This window comes from Enterococcus sp. DIV1337a, from assembly GCF_051712285.1.
GTDB lineage: Bacteria > Bacillota > Bacilli > Lactobacillales > Enterococcaceae > Enterococcus > Enterococcus faecalis.
The window spans coordinates 1,810,471-1,830,483 of the sequence record NZ_JBIOOP010000001.1 but is presented as its reverse complement, the minus strand read 5'-3'; the positions used below and the strand labels follow the sequence as shown (position 1 = coordinate 1,830,483).

Sequence of the window (20,013 nt, the reverse complement as noted above, 5' to 3'; positions counted from 1 at the left end):
ACAGATAACCTTCTCTTTTTGTTTACTATGAACGGCGCTTTTCAGCGATCTTTTTTCCTTTTTCGATATAAGAAATATCATTAATTCCTTGAATGGTAAATGTTCCTTTTTCGTAAGTTAAGGTCGTTACGCTACCATTCTCCAACGCCATCTGCATAGGCAAACTTGCATCAATTAAGGAAAGTAAAAAGGAAATTGTTAATCCATGGGAAACCACCATGACTTTGCCGCCACCATTTTTTTCCCGATGATGAGCGATATCTTCGAAACCAGACCAAACACGATCACGAATAACTTCATAAGGCTCCGCCCAATCAGCCGTATCGGCTTCAATAATAGCACTTGCTAAATCGCGATAGGTGATTTTTGTGGTCATCATATCCTCATAACTTTTAAAAGCTAGAATGCGCGGCACCACACCCCAAAGTTCACCATCATAGCCACCATCTAAAGAACCAAAACACCACTCACGAATCCGTTTATCGGTTAGGTAAGGAATCTTTTGGTGGTTTTGATGTTCTTGTAAAATAATTTGAGCGGTTTGCATGGCACGGCCACTATCACTACTATAGGCTTCCTTAAAGTCTATGTCTCTAAGACCTAAGCCTAAATGATAAATGCCTTCTTCTCCTTGTTTGGTTAAGGGGGTATCTGACCAGCCTTGGGTACGGCCAATCGTATTAAACATCGTTTTTCCATGACGAATAATATAAAGTGTCGTTGCTTCAGTCATTGCTACTCCTCCTAGGTTTCTTTAAATAGTGAATAAATCTCTAATTAAAAAATGGGTTTGTGGCTTTTTCGTGTTGAATGGTTGTGGCATCACCGTGACCTGGATAAACAGGAAATTCTTCCGGTAAAGTGAATAGATAGGTCGTAATGCTGTGTAGTAATTGTTGCATATCACCAGTGTGTAAATCGGTACGACCAATACTGCCTTTAAACAACGCATCCCCAACAACGACAAAATCATCAAACACAAAGCTGACGCTACCAATTGAATGACCAGGTGTTGGGACTACGGAAAATTTCATGCCACCAATTTCATAATCGGTCAGTTTAAATTCATGTTCGGCGGGTTGAACAATAATATTTGCTATATCATCATGTCTGCCTAATCCTGAAAGATTCAAAATAGGATTGGAAAGCCACGCTTGTTCTAATGGACTAACATAAACAGGGATGTGATAATGATGTCGCAATTCTTCTACCGCACCAATATGATCATAGTGAGTATGTGTTAATAAAATAGCGGCTGGTTTCTTCCCTAAACGGGTAATTTCTTGAATTAGTTTTGCTCCCTCTGCACCTGGATCAATAATTAATAATGCTTCTTCATTATAAACAAGATAACAGTTCTCTTGAATAACACCTGTTCTAATTTGTTCAATCTGTATCATCTCAGGACCTCCTAAAGTTCTAACGATTCTCTTTAAGTATACCGAAGAATCTTAAGAATAGAAAGTTTTCTTGTATATCCAAAGAAAAAATATATCTTTCTTAGAATGTTCGGTTTTTGATTGTTTCAACGTGGTTTTTTTAAAAAAAACCACATTTTTATAGTTATTAAGCGAAAATTTATGTATAATCGTCATGTGATAGTAAGGAGGAGTGTTAAATGTTTCATTTTGTAATAAAAGGAACCGGTTTTTCTAGTAAAAATTTGCAAGAGATTAAAGTTTATGAAGAGACACTTTTTTGTATAGATGAGGCAGGAGTAATTCAGGAAATAATTGAACCAGATGCTGAAGCGTATGAAACTGTGCTAGCAGAACAAAAAGAGGCACAACGTTTTCAAGAATTGCCCCAAGATTCTTATCTTTTACCTGGCTTTGTTGATTTACATGTCCATGCACCTCAGTGGGCACAATCTGGGACCGCCTTGGATATTCCATTGTATGAATGGCTGAATACGTACACGTTTCCTTTGGAGTCCAAGTTTGCAGATCTAACATTTGCCCAACAAGTCTATGATGAATTGGTAACCCAATTGTTAGCTAATGGGACAACAACAGCCCTTTATTTTGCAACCATTCATTATGAAGCCAGCCGTCGTTTGGCAGAGATTTGTGCGGAAAAAGGGCAGCGTGGCTTAATTGGTAAAGTTGTAATGGATGATCTTAATGAGAATCCTGAGTACTATCGTGATCAAACAACGCAACAAGCATTAGAAGAAACGGAGCGGTTTATTCAAGAAATTCAAACATTAGCGCAGCAAACAAAACAAGGTGTGTATCCTGTTGTAACTCCGCGTTTCATTCCTAGTTGTACAGAGGAAGCACTTAAAGGATTAGGAGAATTAGCAGCGAAATATCAAGTCCATGTTCAAAGTCATTGTAGTGAGAGTGATTGGGAACATCAATTTGTTCAAGAACGTTTTGGAAAAAATGATGCGCAAGCATTGAATGATTTTGGTTTATTAACAGAAAAAGCAGTGATGGCACATGCAGGCTTTTTAGAAGAAGCAGATATGAATTTATTTCATGAAACAGGGACGGCTGTGGCACACTGCCCAATCTCCAATGCTTATTTTGGCAATGCAGTAACGCCGATTGCAAAATTAATTCATCAACATCAAGTAGAAGTTGGTTTAGGTAGTGATCTTTCAGGTGGTTTTTCACCAAGTCTTTTTGACAATTTAAAGCAAGCGGTTATTTCTTCTAGAATGTTAGAAGATGGCGTGGATGCTACAAAAAAACCAGAGGTACGAGGTGTTAAAACAGCACGGATCACAGTCAATGAAGCGTTCTATTTAGCTACGGCTGGCGGTGGTCAAGCGCTAAGTTTACCAATTGGGAAATTAGAAAAAGGGTATGCTTGGGATGTTCAAATTATTAATACAAGTTTGTCACAAGCACGAATCCCTAAAAATCCAGGTGAATCATTGCTTGATATTTTCCAAAAAATCTTATATTTAGCACGACCAGAAAATATTCGAGAAGTCTGGGTCCAAGGTGAAAAAGTACATGATAAAAATTTAATGTCAGCAACTAAAGGAGCATAAAAAATGAGTGAAAAGAAACAAACTAATCTTCATTTAACAGTGGGGCCAGAAGATTCAGTATCTTTTGGGCAGGCCACTATGTTAGGGATTCAGCATGTCTTAGCGATGGACGTGTACGTCGTACCTGTGATCATTGCTTCAATTATTGGGATTAGCACAGCACAAACGTCTTCTTTAATTCAAGCAACATTCATAGCAGCCGGACTTGCCACGATTATTCAATCACATTTTTGTATGAGATTACCAGTTGCGCAAGGCCCTTCATTTATTCCAATCGGGGCAATTGCAGGAATTTATTTTGCCAATAACCAACAAGGAAATGGCTGGGGCGCAGTTTTAGGTGCTAGTTTAGTCGGGGCGATTGTGGTTATTATATTAGGATTTACTGGTATTTTTAATCGTTTAATCACTAAATTTGTTCCACCAATTGTGGGAGGAACAATTATTTTTGTGGTGGGCCTCTCTTTAATGCCAGTCGCTTTGTCGGATAATATTTACCATGCAAAAGGAGAATTAGGACAAAATATTTTATTAGCATTTATAGCAGCGGGGACGTTGATCTTCTTTGCACTTTTAGGTTCTGCTTTGAAAAAAGGGCGGATTTTCCGCGTTTCTTCTGTCATTTTGGCATTATTATTTGGGAGCATCGCGGCACAATTATTAGGAGTACTTGATTTATCGGCCGTTAGTGAAGCGGCTTGGTTTAGTTTGCCTCAGTTACCATTAGTTAACTTTTCTTTCCAATTTGATTGGTCAGCAATTGCCACGATGTTAGTTATTTATCTGGTTTTAATGGCGGAAACAACAGGCACTTGGTTTGCTGTGAGTCATGTTGTCGCTGAACCTTTGACCGAAGAAAAAATTAATCGCGGCGTAATTGGTGAAGGCTTAGGTTGCTTAGTTTCTTCATTCATTGGCGGCACGCCAGTAACTAGTTACTCTACAAATGCTGGGATTATTTCAATCACTGGAGTTGCTAGTCGCAAAGTTTTTGTGGCTGCAGGTGCGTGGTTTGTCTTATTTGGCTTATCCGGAAAACTTTCTACCTTAATTTCGGCCATTCCGGCGCCAGTTATCGGCGGTGTTTTTGTGGTTGTTTGTGGCATCATTTCTGTAAGTGGAATGAAAGTTATGAGTGATGTAACGATTCATGAAAAACAGATGTATGTAATTGCCGTTCCGATTATTATGACGTTAGCGTTAACATTGTTACCAAAAGAGTTTTTGGAAACTTTACCACAATTTTTACAATATTTGTTTAGTTCACCCGTGGCAACTGCCTCGATTGTTGCTATTTTATTGCAGGCCATTTTGCCAAACGTTCAAGAAGGTTAAAAAGGTTAATTTTCGGTAAAACACCTTTGACAAGTGGTAATAAATAGTGTAAATTAACAATGGTGTTTTTAAACACGAACGTTAAATAACCGAATGTTCGGTTTTTACGTTATTTTTGTAAATAACTAGGAGGCTGTAAGTATGAAAGTTTTTGATTATGAAGATGTCCAATTAATTCCCAATAAATGTATCGTGAATAGTCGTTCTGAATGTGATACGACGGTAACTTTAGGAAAACATTCGTTTAAAATGCCTGTTGTTCCAGCGAATATGCAAACAATTATTGATGAAACGATTGCGGAAACCCTTGCTGAAAATGGTTATTTTTATATCATGCATCGGTTTGATGAAGAGGCACGAATTCCATTTATTAAAAAAATGCAACAAAAGGGCTTGATCACGTCAATTAGTGTGGGTGTGAAAGAAGGGGAATACGCTTTTGTTGAAACGTTAGCACAAGAAGGTTTAGTCCCTGACTACGTGACGATTGATATCGCACATGGACATTCAAATGCGGTGATTAACATGATTCAACACTTAAAAAAATCTTTGCCAGAAACGTTCGTTATTGCTGGTAATGTTGGAACACCAGAAGCCGTTCGTGAATTAGAAAACGCTGGGGCCGATGCCACAAAAGTTGGGATTGGACCAGGAAAAGTTTGTATTACTAAAATTAAGACTGGCTTTGGAACAGGTGGCTGGCAGTTAGCGGCTTTACGTTGGTGTGCCAAAGCTGCTCGGAAACCAATTATTGCAGACGGTGGGATTCGGACCCATGGAGACATTGCAAAATCTGTGCGTTTTGGTGCAACTATGGTTATGATTGGTTCATTATTTGCCGGACATGAAGAATCGCCAGGTGAAACAAAAGTGGAAGATGGCGTTGTTTACAAAGAATACTTTGGTAGCGCCTCTGAATTCCAAAAAGGCGAAAAGAAAAACGTTGAAGGCAAAAAAATCTGGTTACGCCATAAAGGGAAGTTGGCAGATACTTTAGTCGAAATGCAACAAGATTTACAATCTTCCATTTCATACGCAGGTGGTCGTGATTTAGAAGCGATTCGTAAAGTTGATTATGTGATTGTAAAAAATTCCATTTTTAATGGTGATACCATTTAACATTCAACGATAGACTGAAAAGAAGACAGCACGTAGTGCAGAAATCAAAATGATTTCTGCATTACGTGCTTTTTTTACTTTACCTATCGTAGTAATCATGTTAAGATAATTACAACGACAGACGTAGTACGATAGTTGAAGTACTTGAGGGAGGAATTTATGTGATTGGTAGTGATGCAATTCGAGGATACAACGATACCTTTATTCTCTCAATCTTACAATCCGGCGCTTCATATGGTTATGCGATTTCTAAACGCATTCGTGAAATTTCTAAAGAACAATATTCGATTAAAGAAACGACACTTTATTCTGCTTTTACACGTTTAGAGAAAAATGGCTACATTGAATCATTTCCAGGAGAAGTAACGCATGGCAAAAAGCGGACCTATTATCAAATAACCCATGCAGGAGAGTGTTATTTAGAGGAAAAGTTACTAGAATGGGAAGTAACAAAAGACGTCGTCGAAGCATTTGTAAAGGAGATGGGAAAATGAAAATTATAGAAGAATTTATTGATAGCTTATTTTCAGGCGTTGTTGAAACATCTGAAACAAAACAATTAAAGGCGGACTTATTAGCAAATGCTGAGGATCGTTATGAAGATTTGCTCAGCCAAGGAAAATCGGAAAATGAAGCAATCGGTACAATTATTTCTGAATTTGGTACTATTGATGAATTAATGGAAGAATTGAATTTAGAAAATAAACATGTTAATGAAACAAACGATTCAATGAACGATTTGCCAGAAATTTCAGTGGAGGAAGGACTTGACTATTTAGCTGTCCAACGCAAAGGTGCTATTCAAATTGGTCTTGGCGTTGTTGCAATCATGGTAGGTGTTGGCTTGCTGGTTGGTATGCGTGGTGTTCTTTCTAACGGTCTTGGTTTAGTTTGTCTTTTCATAGGTGTGGCAATCGGCGTTCCATTATTTATTGTTGCTGGTAATCGGTTTGTTGCAATGGACAAACAACTGGGGCAACGATTGATTCCGATTAAGTTAAAAAAAGAAGTTGCACAAAGAGAACAAAGTTTTCAACGATCATTTATTTTTTGTATGGCAGCGGGGGTAGTTTTTTGTATTTTGGGTTTAATCCCAGTTGTTGTCTTTAGTAGTGGCCTTCATCTGATGATGCGCCGTTCCATGCATCAAATGATGGGCGGACAATATTATAATGGAACGCTGGGGATTAGTTGGCTCTTCTTTTTAGTATCGATTGGCGTCTTCTTGTTTATATTTGGTGGAGTAATTAAAGGAAGTTTTAATAAATTGTTGAATGAAACTTATTTTTATTCAGAACATGTTGGTCATCCTGATTTTGCGCCTCAGCAAACTAAAACAGAGGAAGGACCTGCGGGAAATCCTGTCGGTGCAATTATTGCATCCATTTATTGGCCCTTAGTTGTTGCACTCTATCTATTTATTAGTTTTGTTTTAGGGGATTGGCGGTTTAGTTGGTTAATCTTTATGTTCGCAGGAATCTTTTATAACACCATCCAAGCATTTTTACACAAGTATTGAGAAAAACCTGTTAATAGTAAAACAGAAAAGTAAGGGTGTTTAAAAATTGGGCTTTCTTCTTACGAAAGGGAAATACCAAAGTATGGTTTTGAAGATGAAAGTGCTAGCAAATATGCGGACAAAATTTTTCGAAAATCACCAGTATACAACGAAGCGATATAAAAAAATTTATAAAGTACTTTCCGATATAGACATTTTCTAGGTCGATTATTAATTTTAAAAGCAGGTGATTTAATAAAGTCAGCTGAAATAAGTGTAATATCAATAGGTTTAGGAAGAGCGTGGGGTAAAAATCACTTTGGATTTTTTCTCCACGCTCAAAAGCTGATTTTAGTTTATCTAAAGTATTATTCCAATCACTAGTAGGTAGCCTCTTTTTATATATTCAAAAAATTAAAAGTTTTTCTCCTCACTTTTTTTATTTTCTTTACATTGTACTCTATCTTGTAGGACTTCTATTGGGTCTACCGTCTTGACATCAAGTCAAGGCTTATCATTACTACCATCGTTTTATCCTTTCGAATTTTCGTGTATTCAGTTTCTTATTTTACACATCAATTTTACTTTGAAAGTTATTAACCTCATTCAAATGTCACTACCTTATCAGAATATTCATCAAATTCATCTTTATGAGTGATAACTATTGTCGTTAAATCATTTCGTTTTAAATATGAAGTTACTCTCAATGCTATATTTGTAGATAAGTCCTTATTCAAAGAACTCGTAGGTTCATCTAAAATGAGGAATTCTGGTTTTCTTAATAACACTCTTGCTAAACTTATGCGTTGCTTTTGACCACCACTAACATTTCCTCCATTATTTTCAATTAAATAATTCCATCCTTTTTCGTTAATTAAAGTGTCTAATCCAACAAGCCTTACAATCTCTAGCAACTCTTTTTCAGAATACTCTTTAAATAATGTTAAATTTTGTTTTATCGTACCTTCAAATAAAAATACGTTTTGATCCATCTTATTTGCTTTTTGATAATATAATTTTTCATAGAAATTTTCTATTTTTTTCCCATTCCATAAAACATCTCCTATTAAATATTCACGGGAAATTTGATTCATAAGTAAGTTTCCTATAGTAGATTTCCCACTACCACTAGGCCCTTTGATTACTATTAGTTCTCCTTTACTAATCAACATATCCAGATTCTTAATAACAGGATTGCTTGCATCGGAATACTTATATTCTTTAATAGTTAACTTCATACTATTAAACTTAGGAATATCTCTTTCCTGACTCTTAAAATTACTAGCAGATTTTTCTTGATAGATATCTTTTATTCTATCTTGCGTTTTAATTGCTAGATTTTTACTACTAATTTGATCTGCAATTACTCGTATAGGTTCATCTAACATTCTACTGACAGAATATATAGCAATTATCGATCCAACAGAAATAAGGTTTAAACTTGCTAAATAACTAGCTAATAATAATGCTAGAAGTGGTAAGACCATTGCGACAAAAGCAGAAGTTCCTACATATAGAGAAAAGTATAACGATATTTTTTTACTTACTGGCAATCTTTTTTGAAATAAGTCCACTTCAATTTCTTTTGAAAAATATTTTTCCATTGAAAATTGTTTGACATCATAAATACCAGAAACTGATTGTGTCATTTTTTGAAAAATGCGGCCTTTTAATTCTTGATCATACTTAGTAAGTGTGCTCATTGTTTGACTTATTTTATGTATCAAAAAAAAGCAAACAAACAATAGTACACTTAATATTATTGCGATTTCATAACTATAATAAATAAGAACTGATATACTGCTCATTAATATAAAAATTTGTGTGACTAACATTACTTTTCCCTGTGACATCCAATCAGATATTAAGACACTATCTGACGTTATTTTAGAAATTATTTCTCCTAAAGAGTTTTTTTCAAAATATAATACACTCTTTTCTAAAATACTTTTAAATAAAAAATTATTTAATGCATAATTTCCCGTAAAAAACAGCAAACGAAGAAGATATTGAGATAAATATATACATGCGCTATATGAAATAACTAAAAAAATTAAAATTACTATTTCTTTATCATTCATTGTTTCTTCTTTTTTCACGATATAATCCACGAGATTTTGTATAGCAAAAATTATATATAAGTTTAATACAGTCCGTACCATTATAAAAATAATTGCTTTTAATTGTATTTTTTTCATACTTTTATACTCATTTATTATTTCTATATCTATTTTTCTGTTCTTCCCCATATTTCTCGCTCCTTCGTCATTCTTTGTCATTAAATTATAAAACAGTTGCTAAATGATTACAAATAAATTATAATAAAGTTATAAAAAGTTAAATTATATTAAAATGTTTAGGAGGAAATTTTTATGGTCGAATTATTAGTGAAAAAAGAAGCCGCGCTAAAAGAATTAGGAAAGTTTTTTGCACTTGCTGGTGAGAATGTCCCTGACCTTATGATGCCTAACAGTTTTATTGACGAAGAATGGCATGCTATGTTAAATAATCCTGCAACATATGAGAAGTTCTGTTTACAACATGCTGGAACTCTATTAAAACATGAACCTAGTGGTGGCGTTGATGAATTTACATGGGTTAAAAATTATGAACAAAAGTATGGGAAGTTAAACATTATTTGGTTTATTGACTCATCTGGTACTTTCAATGAAAAAGCTTATGAAGAATATATCAAAAATGGGATTGTCAAAATGTCCTGGGATTGCAAACCAGCAAATTTACACACATAAGGTGGTTCAACCTTATGAAAAATACCTTAAAAAATTATTTGAACAATATGTAGAAAAAACATATGACTATTGCCCGTACCTTGAATCTGCTAATAGAAAAAAATTCGTTAAAACTGATGTTTTTCTTTTAAAAACAACTGATCCCGAAAAAATATCTGAAGAGTTATTCTATTACTTTTTAGAAAAAATTGAGCTCTTCAGATTTAATCGTTCTCGATTGACTAAAGACTCTATTCCTTTTTATACACTAAATATTATTTTCGATGTAGAGCTCGAAAAAAGTATAAATTTAGATTGGGAAACTATCATTAGTTGGCCACACTATATGGTTAAATATTTATACTCAAGTGAACAAATAATGTTCGGAAAATTCTGGAAAAATGAAATAACCAAAAGTAAATTTAAAGAAGGCAATATTCCTATCCCTAGTATAAACTTTTTATCCATTCGCACAGCTATAAAAAAAAGAGATCCCTTATTATTATCTAAAACGAAAGATTTAGCCATACAAATAGAGAATAGTGTTATTACAAACAATAGTGTCATTTACATCAATGGTACTCGTATTGATATTGTCACTCCAGATGAGTTAAAAGAAATGGATTATTATAATTATCTCAAAAAGACTATCTTACAAACGAATTAAACATATAGATAGTTATGTTCGCAAAAATCATCAACTTAAAAAGAAGCAATTAGTAAGCCGACCCCCAAAAGACCTAGAAATCTAACTTTTGGGGGTCGGCTTAGTTTCAGTGCCTTTTTCTTGTATTTTAGATTGACAAAAGCATCTAACTGGATTACTTTTAACTCATCCAATTGTTGAGGTGATTGCTATGTGGCAACTTAAAAAAGAACAAAATGTTCCTATTTATCGCAGTATTATGGAAATGATTGTTCAAAAGATTCAAACAGGCGAATTATTACCAGGCGAAAAAATCCCTTCGGAACGAAAACTGGCAGAATACTTGTCTGTCAATCGTTCCACCGTTGTTCATGCATTAGATGAACTGGTGGACTTAGGCTGGATTTTACGAAAAAGAGGGAGCGGAACGATTGTCAACGAAGGGAAATGGGGGGTAATGATGACGCCACGAACAGATTGGCATCGTTATTTAGAACAAAATGTGTTCAAACAAGTTCATCCCTTGGTGGCAGAGATTGAGTTACGAGCTAAACAAAATTTGCCGACTGACTTAGATATGTATACAGGTGAGTTGCCGTTAGACTTAATTCCCAGTTTCGATTTTCCAGCATTAAATTGGAAACAATTTTTAAAAGAGGAAGCACAAGATGAATTAGGTTATTTGCCGTTAAGAAAAGAAATCCAAGCCATTACAGCAACGGAATATCAGCTTCATTTACCAAGTGAAAGTTTATTGCTTACTTCAGGTGCGCAACAAGCACTTTTTTTAGTTTTGCAAGTTTTATTGAGACAAGGAGATAGTGTTGCCGTAGAAGATCCATCTTTCTTCTATGCCTTACCAATTTTCCAAGCTGCTGGTGTGCGCTTATTTGGTGTGCCCATGACAGAGGAAGGGATTGATCTTGAAGCGCTAGAACAAACAATTCGACAACATCGCATCAAAATGGTTATGGTTAATCCTTCCTTTCAAAATCCCACTGGGACAGTGATGCCTTTAAGAAAAAGAGAACAGCTTGTGAAAGTCTGTCAAACGTATCAAGTTCCTATTTTAGAAGATGATGTTTTTGGGCAGTTAAGTTTTATCCCGAAAACAGAAATTCCTCCTTTAAAAAAATTAGATCCAGATAATGTCTTGTATATCGGTTCGTTGTCAAAAATTTTAGGTTCGACCACGAAAATTGGTTGGTTAAGTGCGCCCGCCTCCGTGACGAAACAAATTGCAGAAGCCAGAAAAATGATGGATGTATCGTTGAGTATTTTTCCGCAGATGCTCGCTAAAATGGCGATTGAAGATCCTTCTTTTTCTGAAAAAATTACGTTATTAAATAAACAAGTGGAACAACGAGCAACAGCTGTATATCAAGTGTTTAAATCGTTGCCAGAATGGGAAGTTTCGCCAGTAAAAGGTGGTTTTTATTTATGGGCACATTGGCGTCAAGGGGTGCTTAAGCCAGAAGATTGGCAAGTATTTTTACGAGAAGGTGTTTTGGTAGCGCCAAGTGTAGCTTTTAGTGAAAAACGTGGAAGTATTCGCTTGAACTGTTCCCGGATTTCACCAGAAGAAATGCCTCTTTTTTATGAGCGAATGGTACGGATTACACGACAGCTTTCTGAAAATAGACAAACAAAAATAGAACAGTAAGTAAGATTTTTCTTATAAAAATCATTTGCTGAGAGAAAACGCTACAACTTCCCTTTTCTAAACGAATATCCAATGCTATACTTAAAAAGTAAAAACAAAAAAACAAATGAGGTGTTTTCCATGTCTTGGGAACAAGTTTACCAACAATGGTTAAATGAAGAAAATATTCCAGAAAATTTAAAAAATGAATTAAAGGACTTAAATACAGACCCTAAAAAATGTGAAGATGCATTTTACGCACCATTAGAATTTGGGACTGCCGGGATGCGCGGGCTTTTAGGCGCCGGTATTAATCGAATGAATATCTTTACGGTTCGTCAAGCGACAGAAGGGCTTGCACGTTTTATGGATACGCAAGATCCTGAAACGAAACGTCGCGGTGTAGCCATTGCCTATGATTCACGTCATATGTCTCCAGAATTTGCAATGGAAGCAGCTAAAACATTAGCTAAACATGATATTCCTTCTTTTGTATTTGAAAGCTTACGACCAACACCAGAATTATCTTTTGCGGTCCGTTACTTTAAAGCTTTTGCGGGAATCATGATTACGGCGTCTCACAATCCAGCTGCCTATAATGGCTACAAAGTCTACGGTGAAGACGGTGGTCAAATGCCGCCAGCTGATGCTGATGCATTAACTAAATATGTTCGTAGTATCGAAAATCCTTTGAAAATTGATGTCTTATCAGATGAAGAAGTTGCCCACAGCGGTTTAATTAACATTGTCGGTGAAGAAGTCGATAACGCATATTTGAAAGAAATTAAAACAGTTACGATTAATCAAGAATTAATTAACGAAATGGGTAAAGAATTAAAATTAGTTTACACTCCCTTACATGGAACTGGGAAAATGTTAGGAGAAAAGGCATTAAAACAAGCCGGTTTTGAAAAGTTTGTTTTAGTACCTGAGCAAGCCGTTGCTGATCCTGACTTTACTACAGTTAAGTCACCAAATCCTGAAGAACATTCGGCATTCGAATATGCGATTCGTTTAGGGGAAAAAGAAGGCGCTGATTTATTGATTGCAACAGATCCAGATGCTGATCGTTTAGGCGCTGCTGTGCGGATGCCAAACGGCGAATACCAAGTATTAACAGGAAATCAATTAGGCTCAATTATGATTCATTATATTTTAGAAGCCCATCAACAAGCAGGCACATTGCCTGAAAATGCTGCGGTTCTAAAATCAATCGTTTCTAGTGAACTTGCTACAGCGATTGCCGAGAAATATAATACGAAGATGTTTAATGTTTTAACAGGTTTCAAATTTATTGCGGAAAAAATTCAACAATACGAAGAAGACCACAGTCAAACGTTTATGTTTGGTTTTGAAGAAAGTTATGGTTACTTAGTGAAACCTTTTGTTCGTGATAAAGATGCGATTCAAGCGTTAGTTTTATTAGCGGAAGTAGCGGCCTTTTATAAAAAACAAGGAAAAACGTTATACGATGGCTTACAAGATATCTTTGAAGAATTTGGTTACTTTGAAGAAAAAACCATTTCAGTAACAATGAGTGGAATTGAAGGAAGCGGTAAAATTAAAGCTTTAATGGCAAAATGTCGTGAACAAGCGCCAACTGAGTTTGCCGGGATTCAAGTTGCTCAAACGGAAGACTTTAAAGAATTAACACGTACTTTTGCAGATGGTCAAACAGAACAATTACAAACGCCTCCTTCTGATGTGCTGAAATATCATTTAGAAGATGGCAGTTGGATTGCTATCCGACCATCAGGAACAGAACCAAAAATTAAATTCTATCTAGCGACAAAAGCAACAAGTAGTTCAGAAGCTTCTGAAAAAATTGCTGCGTTTGAAGCAGTCGTTAATGAATTAACAAAATAAAATAAACGAAACAGGCTGTACGGAAAAAAGTACGAATGTTAGTGTTTGTGTCAAAAGCTTATTGACTTTTGACACAAACACTTTATTTAACTAAGGAGGGAATGCTATGAAAATTGGCTTTATCGGTGCTGGCAGTATGGGCGGTGCCATGATTAAAGGGTTACTGAAAGCTGAGGCAGTCAAGAAGGAAAACTTATATGTTAAAGGTGGTTCAAGCGGAACAGCCGAAGCTCTTCAAAAAGAGTGGGGCTTTCAACTTGTCACAGATTATGCACTTTTCCAAGAGTGTAAGATTATTTTTATTGCGACAGGAGCAAAGGTCGTGTTACCTGTCCTTCAGGAATTAGCTCCTCATTTTTCCAACGAAAGTCTATTGATTTCTGTTGCAACAGGTCATACCATAAAAGAAGCCCAAATGGCCCTTGGCAATAAAGAAGCCAAAGTTGTTCATGCCATTCCTAATACACCAGTTAGCGTGAATCAAGGCGTGCTTGGTGTAGCCTTGGCACCAACAATTGAAGGCCAAACGAAGGAACTGGTAATGGAACTTCTTGCTACTTTAGGGTTAGTCAAAGAAATTCGCGAAGCGCAACTGGAAACTTTTGGTACTGTGGCTGGTTGCAGTCCAGCTTTTGTTGATATCTTTATGGAAGCATTGGGAGATGCAGCAGTTTTAGAAGGGTTACCAAGGGACTTATCTTATGAAATTGTCGCTCAAATGATAAAAGGAACGGCGACCTTAGCCTTAGACACGAAAAAACACCCAGGAGCATTGAAAGATGAAGTGACTTCTCCAGGAGGAAGTACGATTCGCGGTGTCGTAGCTCTAGAAAAAAATGGCTTCCGTTATGCCGTGATGGATGCAGTTCAGCAAGCCAACCACGAATAGATGAAGAAAGTTGGAAAATCGACAAGTTTGTCATTTTTCCAACTTTCTTTGTGCCATATTTTTCGTAGGAAAGAACAATCGCAGTTCTTATTTTAAAAAACTCTGTGTTATAATGAGTGCAAAGTGAGGCGACTATAATGAAACAAATGGAAGAAATCAAACAAGTAAGTCAATTATATAAAGTATTAAGTGATCCAACACGTTTAAGAATTTTGCTACTTTTAAAAGAAGGCGAGCATAACGTAACGGCGATTAGTGAACAATTGGGAATGGAACAGTCCGCCGTTTCTCATCAACTAAAATTATTAAGAGATAGCCGCGTTGTCAAGGCACGTCGCGAAGGAAAAACGATTTTTTATACATTGGATGATCATCATGTAATAGATATTTTAAATCAGACCTTTGAGCATATTGAACATCGATAAAAAGTAGGAAAAAATAGCGTAACTAGAATAGCGCTGTTGATGGAGGTAAAAATGAAGGATACCTTAAAGATTGGGTTACTAGGATTAGGGACTGTAGGCACTGGTGTTTTAACTCTCTTGAAAGAACATCAAGAGAAAATTTCACAAGTGACAGGAATGAATGTGCTCATTGAAAAAGCATTTGTCCGAAATCTTGAAACGAAACAAGCGCAAGCGGAAGAATACGGTCTTTCTTTAACAACTTCAATTGATGATATTTTAGAAGATAAAGAAATTCAAATCGTTGTGGAATTAATGGGAACCATTGAACCAGCCAAAACGTATATCATGAAAGCTTTAGAAAAGGGCAAACATATTGTGACTGCCAATAAAGATTTACTGGCGCAACATGGGAGTGAATTAGTAGCGTTAGCCCAAAAACATCATTGTGATTTATATTACGAAGCAAGTGTTGCTGGCGGGATTCCTATTTTAAGAACGATTGCTAATAGCTTAGCAGCAGACAATATTCAACAAGTTTTAGGGATTGTGAACGGTACGACGAACTATATGCTTACGCAAATGGTTTCTGCTGATAAAAGTTATGAAGAAGCTTTAGCAGAAGCGCAAGCGTTGGGCTTTGCTGAAGCAGATCCGACAAATGATGTCGATGGAATTGACGCAGCCTATAAAATGGTTATTTTAAGTCAATTTGCTTTTGGGATGAATGTTTCATTACCACAAGTTAATATTCGTGGAATTCGCGGATTGTCTTTAGATGATGTCGCCATGGCTAAACAACTGGGGTATGAAATCAAATTGATTGGCTCTGCTGAACAAAATGAGCATAGTATCTCGGTGGAAGTGGCGCCTATGCTAGTCAATCAAAAGCACCCTATTGCATCTGTTCGGAATGAGTACAATGCAGTATTTATTAAAAGTGCAGGCGTGGGCGAATCAATGTATTACGGTCCAGGAGCTGGAGCTAAACCGACAGCAACCAGTGTGGTCAGTGATTTAATTACGATTGCTAAAAACATTCGCTTGGCAACGACTGGCCATATGTTCAATTCGTATCAACATAAAACCCAATTGACGAGTTCCGAAAATGTATTTGGGCAGTACTATTTTTCGTTAGATGTTCCAGATACGCCAGGACAATTTTTGCAGTTGACCCAATTAATGACTACAGCAGAAGTCAGTTTTGATCAATTAGTTCAACAAAAATCGGATGGACAGCGAGCAAGAATTGTTGCCATTACGCACCAGATATCAAAAGCACAAATGCAACAAGTTGTGACAGCTATTCAAAATACGGAAGCCTTTCAGTTATTGAATGTAATGAAGGTTATAGGAGATGAGTAAACATGTATGAAGGTTTGTTAAAACAGTATCAAGCGTATTTGCCAGTAACAGAAAAAACACCAATGATTTCTTTAGCTGAAGGAAATACGCCACTGATTCCTTTACCTAATTTATCCAAAGAATTAGGTATTCAATTATATGGAAAATACGAAGGCTTAAATCCCACTGGCTCATTCAAAGATCGCGGGATGGTGATGGCTGTAGCAAAAGCGGTAGAAGAAGGTGCCAAAGCGATTGTTTGTGCTTCTACAGGAAATACTAGTGCCGCCGCTGCTGCGTATGCCACACGAGCAGGCATTAAAGCGTATGTAGTGATTCCAGAAGGTAAAATCGCACTGGGAAAATTAGCGCAAGCTATTATGTATGGGGCGGACATTATTTCGATTCCAGGTAACTTTGATGAAGCATTGAAAGCGGTGCGAGAAATTGCGAAAACTGAGGCAGTTGCGCTAGTTAATTCAGTGAATCCTTATCGTTTAGAAGGGCAAAAGACAGCAGCTTTTGAAGTTTGTGAACAATTGGGTCAAGCGCCTGATGTTTTAGCGATTCCAGTTGGAAATGCCGGCAATATTTCCGCTTACTGGAAAGGCTTTAAAGAATGGCATGAAAAACAAGGAACAACTTTACCAAGAATGCATGGTTTTGAAGCAGAAGGTGCCGCGGCAATCGTGAAAGGCCAAGTGATTGAGCAACCTGAAACCGTGGCAACAGCGATTCGGATTGGAAATCCTGCTAGTTGGCAATTAGCAGAACAGGCACGCGATGAATCGGGTGGTTTCATTGATGCCGTGACAGATCAAGAAATTTTAACGGCTTACCGAAAAATTGCTGCTCAAGATGGGGTTTTCATTGAACCTGGTTCGGCTGCCTCATTAGCTGGAGTTATTCAACACGTTAAAAGCGGTAAAATCAAAGCAGGTGAAACCGTCGTGGTAGTCTTTACTGGTAACGGACTAAAAGATCCTGATACAGCAATGGAGACAGAAGTAGCTATTTCAAAAATGAGTGACGTGGAAGAAATGCGTCTGCACTTACGAAAAGGAGTCGCAACACTATGAAAATAAGAGTACCTGCCACTAGTGCCAACTTAGGACCTGGCTTTGATTCATGTGGCATTGCATTATCCGCTTATTTAACAATCAACGTTTTAGGTGAAAGTGAATTTTGGGAAATTCAACATTCTTTGGGAGAAGAGATTCCTACTAATGAAGAGAATTTATTAATTCAAACGGCATTGAAAATTGCACCAGAATTGACACCAAAAGTTATTCGGATGGTTTCTGACATTCCCCTTGCAAGAGGCCTAGGCAGTAGCTCAAGTGTGATTGTAGCAGGCATTGAATTAGCTAATCGACTAGCACATTTAAATTTGTCGCCTAAAGAAAAAGTCCGTTTAGCCACAGAGATGGAAGGCCATCCAGATAATGTTGCCCCAGCTATTTTAGGGGATTTCGTGGTGGCTAGCCATGTAGAAAATCAAGTCTACCATGTCAAACATCACTTTCCGATGTGTGATGTCATTGCTTTTATTCCAGAGGAAACGTTATTTACCGAAAAAAGTCGCGCTGTTTTGCCAGAAAAATTGGATTACAAAGAGGCGGTCGCGGCCAGTTCAATTGCCAATGTTATGATTGCCGCAATTTTAAACGGGGATTTACCTTTAGCAGGCAAAATGATGGAACAAGATAAATGGCATGAAACGTATCGACGTTCCTTGGTTCCTCATTTAAAAGAAATTCGTCGTTTAACTCAGCAAAAAGGTGCTTATGGCTCTTTCTTAAGCGGAGCTGGTCCCACTGTTCTGATCTTGTCGCCAGAAGAACGAACCAACGAAATTGTTCAAAGCTTGGAAAAATTATCTACCAAAGCGAGCATCCAAATTTTCAATATTGATCAAGAAGGCGTTCAAGTCTTTTAAAAAAACGAGAAAAAATCACTAGTGATTTTTTCTCGTTTTTATTAATCCTCGGATGTTTCCGTGGAATAATAACTATGATCTTCTAAGTTCAAAGCATTAAGAATCATTGAGGCAGTTTCTTCAATTGAAAGAGAAGCGACATCAATAACGATACAACCTAATTTTTGGTAAAGGTCATTAGCAAAAGCCAGTTCTCGCCGAATTTTTTCAATATCTGAATAAGAAGTATTTTCAGGTAAACCATATGCGCGCATTCGTTCTTTACGAATCCCGTTTAAAACATTGGGATCGTTGGTTAAGCCAACAATTTTTTTAGGGTCCATTTCGAATAATTGTTTCGGTAAATGTGCTTCAGGAATTAGTGGCAAATTAGCAACTTTTAAGTTCTTGTTGGCTAAAAAGAGACTTAGCGGTGTTTTAGAAGTTCGGGAAACGCCAAGAAGTAACACATCCGCTTCTAAAAAGCCTCGTGGGTCCTTGCCATCGTCATATTTGACAGCAAATTCCATCGCTTCAATTCGTTTAAAATAATTTTCATTCAGATGATGTAAGGCACCTGGTTCCCGCATAGGTGCGACACCTGTTAATCGTTCGATTTCCGCAACTGGTGGTGTCAAAATGTCAAAATGAAACAATTGATGCTCATTGAAAAATTGATTAGCAATCGCCACGAGATGATCATTAATGATAGTATGCAGTACCATGGCCTCTGCTTTTTTGGCATCTTCTAACGCTTGCACTAGTTTATCTTCGTCTTTAACGAATGTTCGTCTAATTAAAGTAAAATCAACAGTGGGGTACTGAGCCATTGAGGCAGCCGCCAATTTTGAAGCGGTCTCGCCAGCAGAATCTGAGATGACAAAAATCGTCACACATTTTTTTTCTTCAGAAATAGTCATAGAGGGTAAGTCCTTTCTTGCATTTTTAATAATTTTATTATACCATAAGTCCAGAATCTATTTCGTAATGATTCTGATTTAGGTTGATAAGGGAGGAAATGGCGATGGCACCAGTAAAGACTAATATTGAGCAAGCCTTAGAAACCATGAAAGCCAGTGGATTAAAATATACCAAAAAACGAGAATTGCTGATGAGTTATTTGATTAAGCGAAATCGCTATGTTTCTGCACGTGAAGTGTATGAATTTATGAATGAAACCTTTAAAGGAGTCAGTTATGATACGGTTTATCGCAATTTACATGACTTTGAGCGCTTAGAATTACTGGAAAAAACAGAATTAAATGGCGAGCAAAAGTTTCGCTTCCGTTGTTGCCAAGAGGTGGAACATCATCATCACTTTATTTGTACGGTTTGTGGCAAAACGGAAGAAATTCACATGTGTCCGATGAATTTTTTTGAAGAACAGTTAAAAGGTTGTTCAATTGAAGGACATCGCTTTGAAATACTTGGTCGTTGTGCCGATTGTTGCGAAAAATAGCGAATAAGACGAAAAATCAAACAAAAATTTCGTATTTTATCAGTAGAGTGGTTGACGGTTATTTATGCTTTAGCTATAATATAACAAGGACAGTATTTTAATTTGTGGGTTTTTCCCACAAATAAGAAAAACGGTTACTTTTTAAGCTCGGAGGGAGGGA

The 20,013-nt window shown here is 36.6% G+C and carries 19 protein-coding genes; 15 read left to right on the top strand and 4 right to left on the bottom strand.

Features of this window, described 5'->3' with window-relative positions; all coding sequences use genetic code 11:
• Window positions 1-25 precede the first annotated feature (25 nt).
• Window positions 26-733, bottom strand: coding sequence for a histidine phosphatase family protein (locus IGL49_RS08670; protein ID WP_104854786.1), 708 nt, complete (start codon window positions 731-733; stop codon window positions 26-28).
• Between the two features lie 40 nt (window positions 734-773).
• Entirely contained in the window at window positions 774-1,400 is a 627-nt protein-coding gene (locus tag IGL49_RS08665) for an MBL fold metallo-hydrolase (protein WP_104854785.1), read from the bottom strand.
• 218 nt (window positions 1,401-1,618) lie between these two features.
• Between IGL49_RS08665 and guaD the strand changes: the two genes are divergently transcribed.
• The 5 genes from guaD to IGL49_RS08640 all read left to right on the top strand — a co-directional run bounded on the left by guaD (window position 1,619) and on the right by IGL49_RS08640 (window position 6,977).
• A complete protein-coding gene (gene guaD / locus IGL49_RS08660) occupies window positions 1,619-3,004 on the top strand; it encodes a guanine deaminase (RefSeq protein ID WP_104858213.1) in 1,386 nt (461 codons plus the stop codon).
• A 3-nt stretch (window positions 3,005-3,007) separates the two neighbouring features.
• Window positions 3,008-4,339, top strand: coding sequence for a nucleobase:cation symporter-2 family protein (locus tag IGL49_RS08655; RefSeq protein ID WP_104854784.1), 1,332 nt, complete (start codon window positions 3,008-3,010; stop codon window positions 4,337-4,339).
• Window positions 4,340-4,480: 141 nt separating this feature from the next.
• Complete coding sequence (gene guaC, locus IGL49_RS08650; protein ID WP_104854783.1) at window positions 4,481-5,458, top strand: GMP reductase; 978 nt, start codon at window positions 4,481-4,483, stop codon at window positions 5,456-5,458.
• A gap of 161 nt (window positions 5,459-5,619) precedes the next feature.
• Window positions 5,620-5,952, top strand: a complete 333-nt coding sequence (locus IGL49_RS08645) for a PadR family transcriptional regulator (RefSeq protein ID WP_002367058.1) — start codon at window positions 5,620-5,622, stop codon at window positions 5,950-5,952.
• Complete coding sequence (locus IGL49_RS08640; RefSeq protein ID WP_104854782.1) at window positions 5,949-6,977, top strand: permease prefix domain 1-containing protein; 1,029 nt, start codon at window positions 5,949-5,951, stop codon at window positions 6,975-6,977. Before IGL49_RS08645 ends, IGL49_RS08640 begins: the two co-directional genes overlap by 4 nt.
• 581 nt (window positions 6,978-7,558) lie before the next feature.
• Here the strand turns inward: IGL49_RS08640 and IGL49_RS08635 are convergent.
• The gene (locus IGL49_RS08635) at window positions 7,559-9,205 is read right to left on the bottom strand and encodes an ABC transporter transmembrane domain-containing protein (protein WP_164982984.1); all 1,647 of its coding nucleotides are present in this window, start codon (window positions 9,203-9,205) and stop codon (window positions 7,559-7,561) included.
• Window positions 9,206-9,328: 123 nt separating this feature from the next.
• On the opposite strand from IGL49_RS08635, the gene IGL49_RS08630 reads away from it, so the two are divergent.
• From IGL49_RS08630 to thrB, 9 genes are all read left to right on the top strand, one after another.
• Window positions 9,329-9,706, top strand: coding sequence for a hypothetical protein (locus IGL49_RS08630; RefSeq protein WP_104854780.1), 378 nt, complete (start codon window positions 9,329-9,331; stop codon window positions 9,704-9,706).
• Window positions 9,654-10,352, top strand: a complete 699-nt coding sequence (locus IGL49_RS08625; RefSeq protein WP_129317379.1) for a hypothetical protein — start codon at window positions 9,654-9,656, stop codon at window positions 10,350-10,352. The genes IGL49_RS08630 and IGL49_RS08625 overlap by 53 nt, the downstream gene beginning before the upstream one ends.
• Window positions 10,353-10,542: 190 nt before the next feature.
• Window positions 10,543-11,994: a PLP-dependent aminotransferase family protein gene (locus IGL49_RS08620; protein ID WP_104854778.1), complete on the top strand. Its 1,452-nt coding sequence runs from the start codon at window positions 10,543-10,545 to the stop codon at window positions 11,992-11,994.
• A gap of 120 nt (window positions 11,995-12,114) precedes the next feature.
• Window positions 12,115-13,839 (top strand): phospho-sugar mutase, encoded by a 1,725-nt coding sequence (locus IGL49_RS08615; RefSeq protein WP_104854777.1) that lies wholly within the window; start codon window positions 12,115-12,117, stop codon window positions 13,837-13,839.
• A gap of 106 nt (window positions 13,840-13,945) precedes the next feature.
• Window positions 13,946-14,728, top strand: a complete 783-nt coding sequence (gene proC, locus IGL49_RS08610; RefSeq protein ID WP_104854776.1) for a pyrroline-5-carboxylate reductase — start codon at window positions 13,946-13,948, stop codon at window positions 14,726-14,728.
• 116 nt (window positions 14,729-14,844) lie between these two features.
• Window positions 14,845-15,153, top strand: a complete 309-nt coding sequence (locus IGL49_RS08605; protein WP_002356730.1) for an ArsR/SmtB family transcription factor — start codon at window positions 14,845-14,847, stop codon at window positions 15,151-15,153.
• Window positions 15,154-15,204: 51 nt separating this feature from the next.
• On the top strand, window positions 15,205-16,497 hold the full coding sequence (locus tag IGL49_RS08600; protein WP_104854775.1) for a homoserine dehydrogenase: 1,293 nt from the start codon (window positions 15,205-15,207) through the stop codon (window positions 16,495-16,497).
• A gap of 2 nt (window positions 16,498-16,499) precedes the next feature.
• Window positions 16,500-17,555: a threonine synthase gene (gene thrC, locus IGL49_RS08595; protein WP_010828904.1), complete on the top strand. Its 1,056-nt coding sequence runs from the start codon at window positions 16,500-16,502 to the stop codon at window positions 17,553-17,555.
• Window positions 17,552-18,415, top strand: coding sequence for a homoserine kinase (gene thrB / locus IGL49_RS08590; RefSeq protein WP_104854774.1), 864 nt, complete (start codon window positions 17,552-17,554; stop codon window positions 18,413-18,415). Before thrC ends, thrB begins: the two co-directional genes overlap by 4 nt.
• Window positions 18,416-18,456: 41 nt before the next feature.
• Here thrB and IGL49_RS08585 read toward each other — a convergent pair whose 3' ends face one another.
• On the bottom strand, window positions 18,457-19,314 hold the full coding sequence (locus IGL49_RS08585; RefSeq protein ID WP_002382760.1) for a pyruvate, water dikinase regulatory protein: 858 nt from the start codon (window positions 19,312-19,314) through the stop codon (window positions 18,457-18,459).
• Between the two features lie 98 nt (window positions 19,315-19,412).
• Between IGL49_RS08585 and IGL49_RS08580 the strand changes: the two genes are divergently transcribed.
• Window positions 19,413-19,853 (top strand): Fur family transcriptional regulator, encoded by a 441-nt coding sequence (locus tag IGL49_RS08580; RefSeq protein ID WP_002387080.1) that lies wholly within the window; start codon window positions 19,413-19,415, stop codon window positions 19,851-19,853.
• Window positions 19,854-20,013 lie beyond the last annotated feature (160 nt).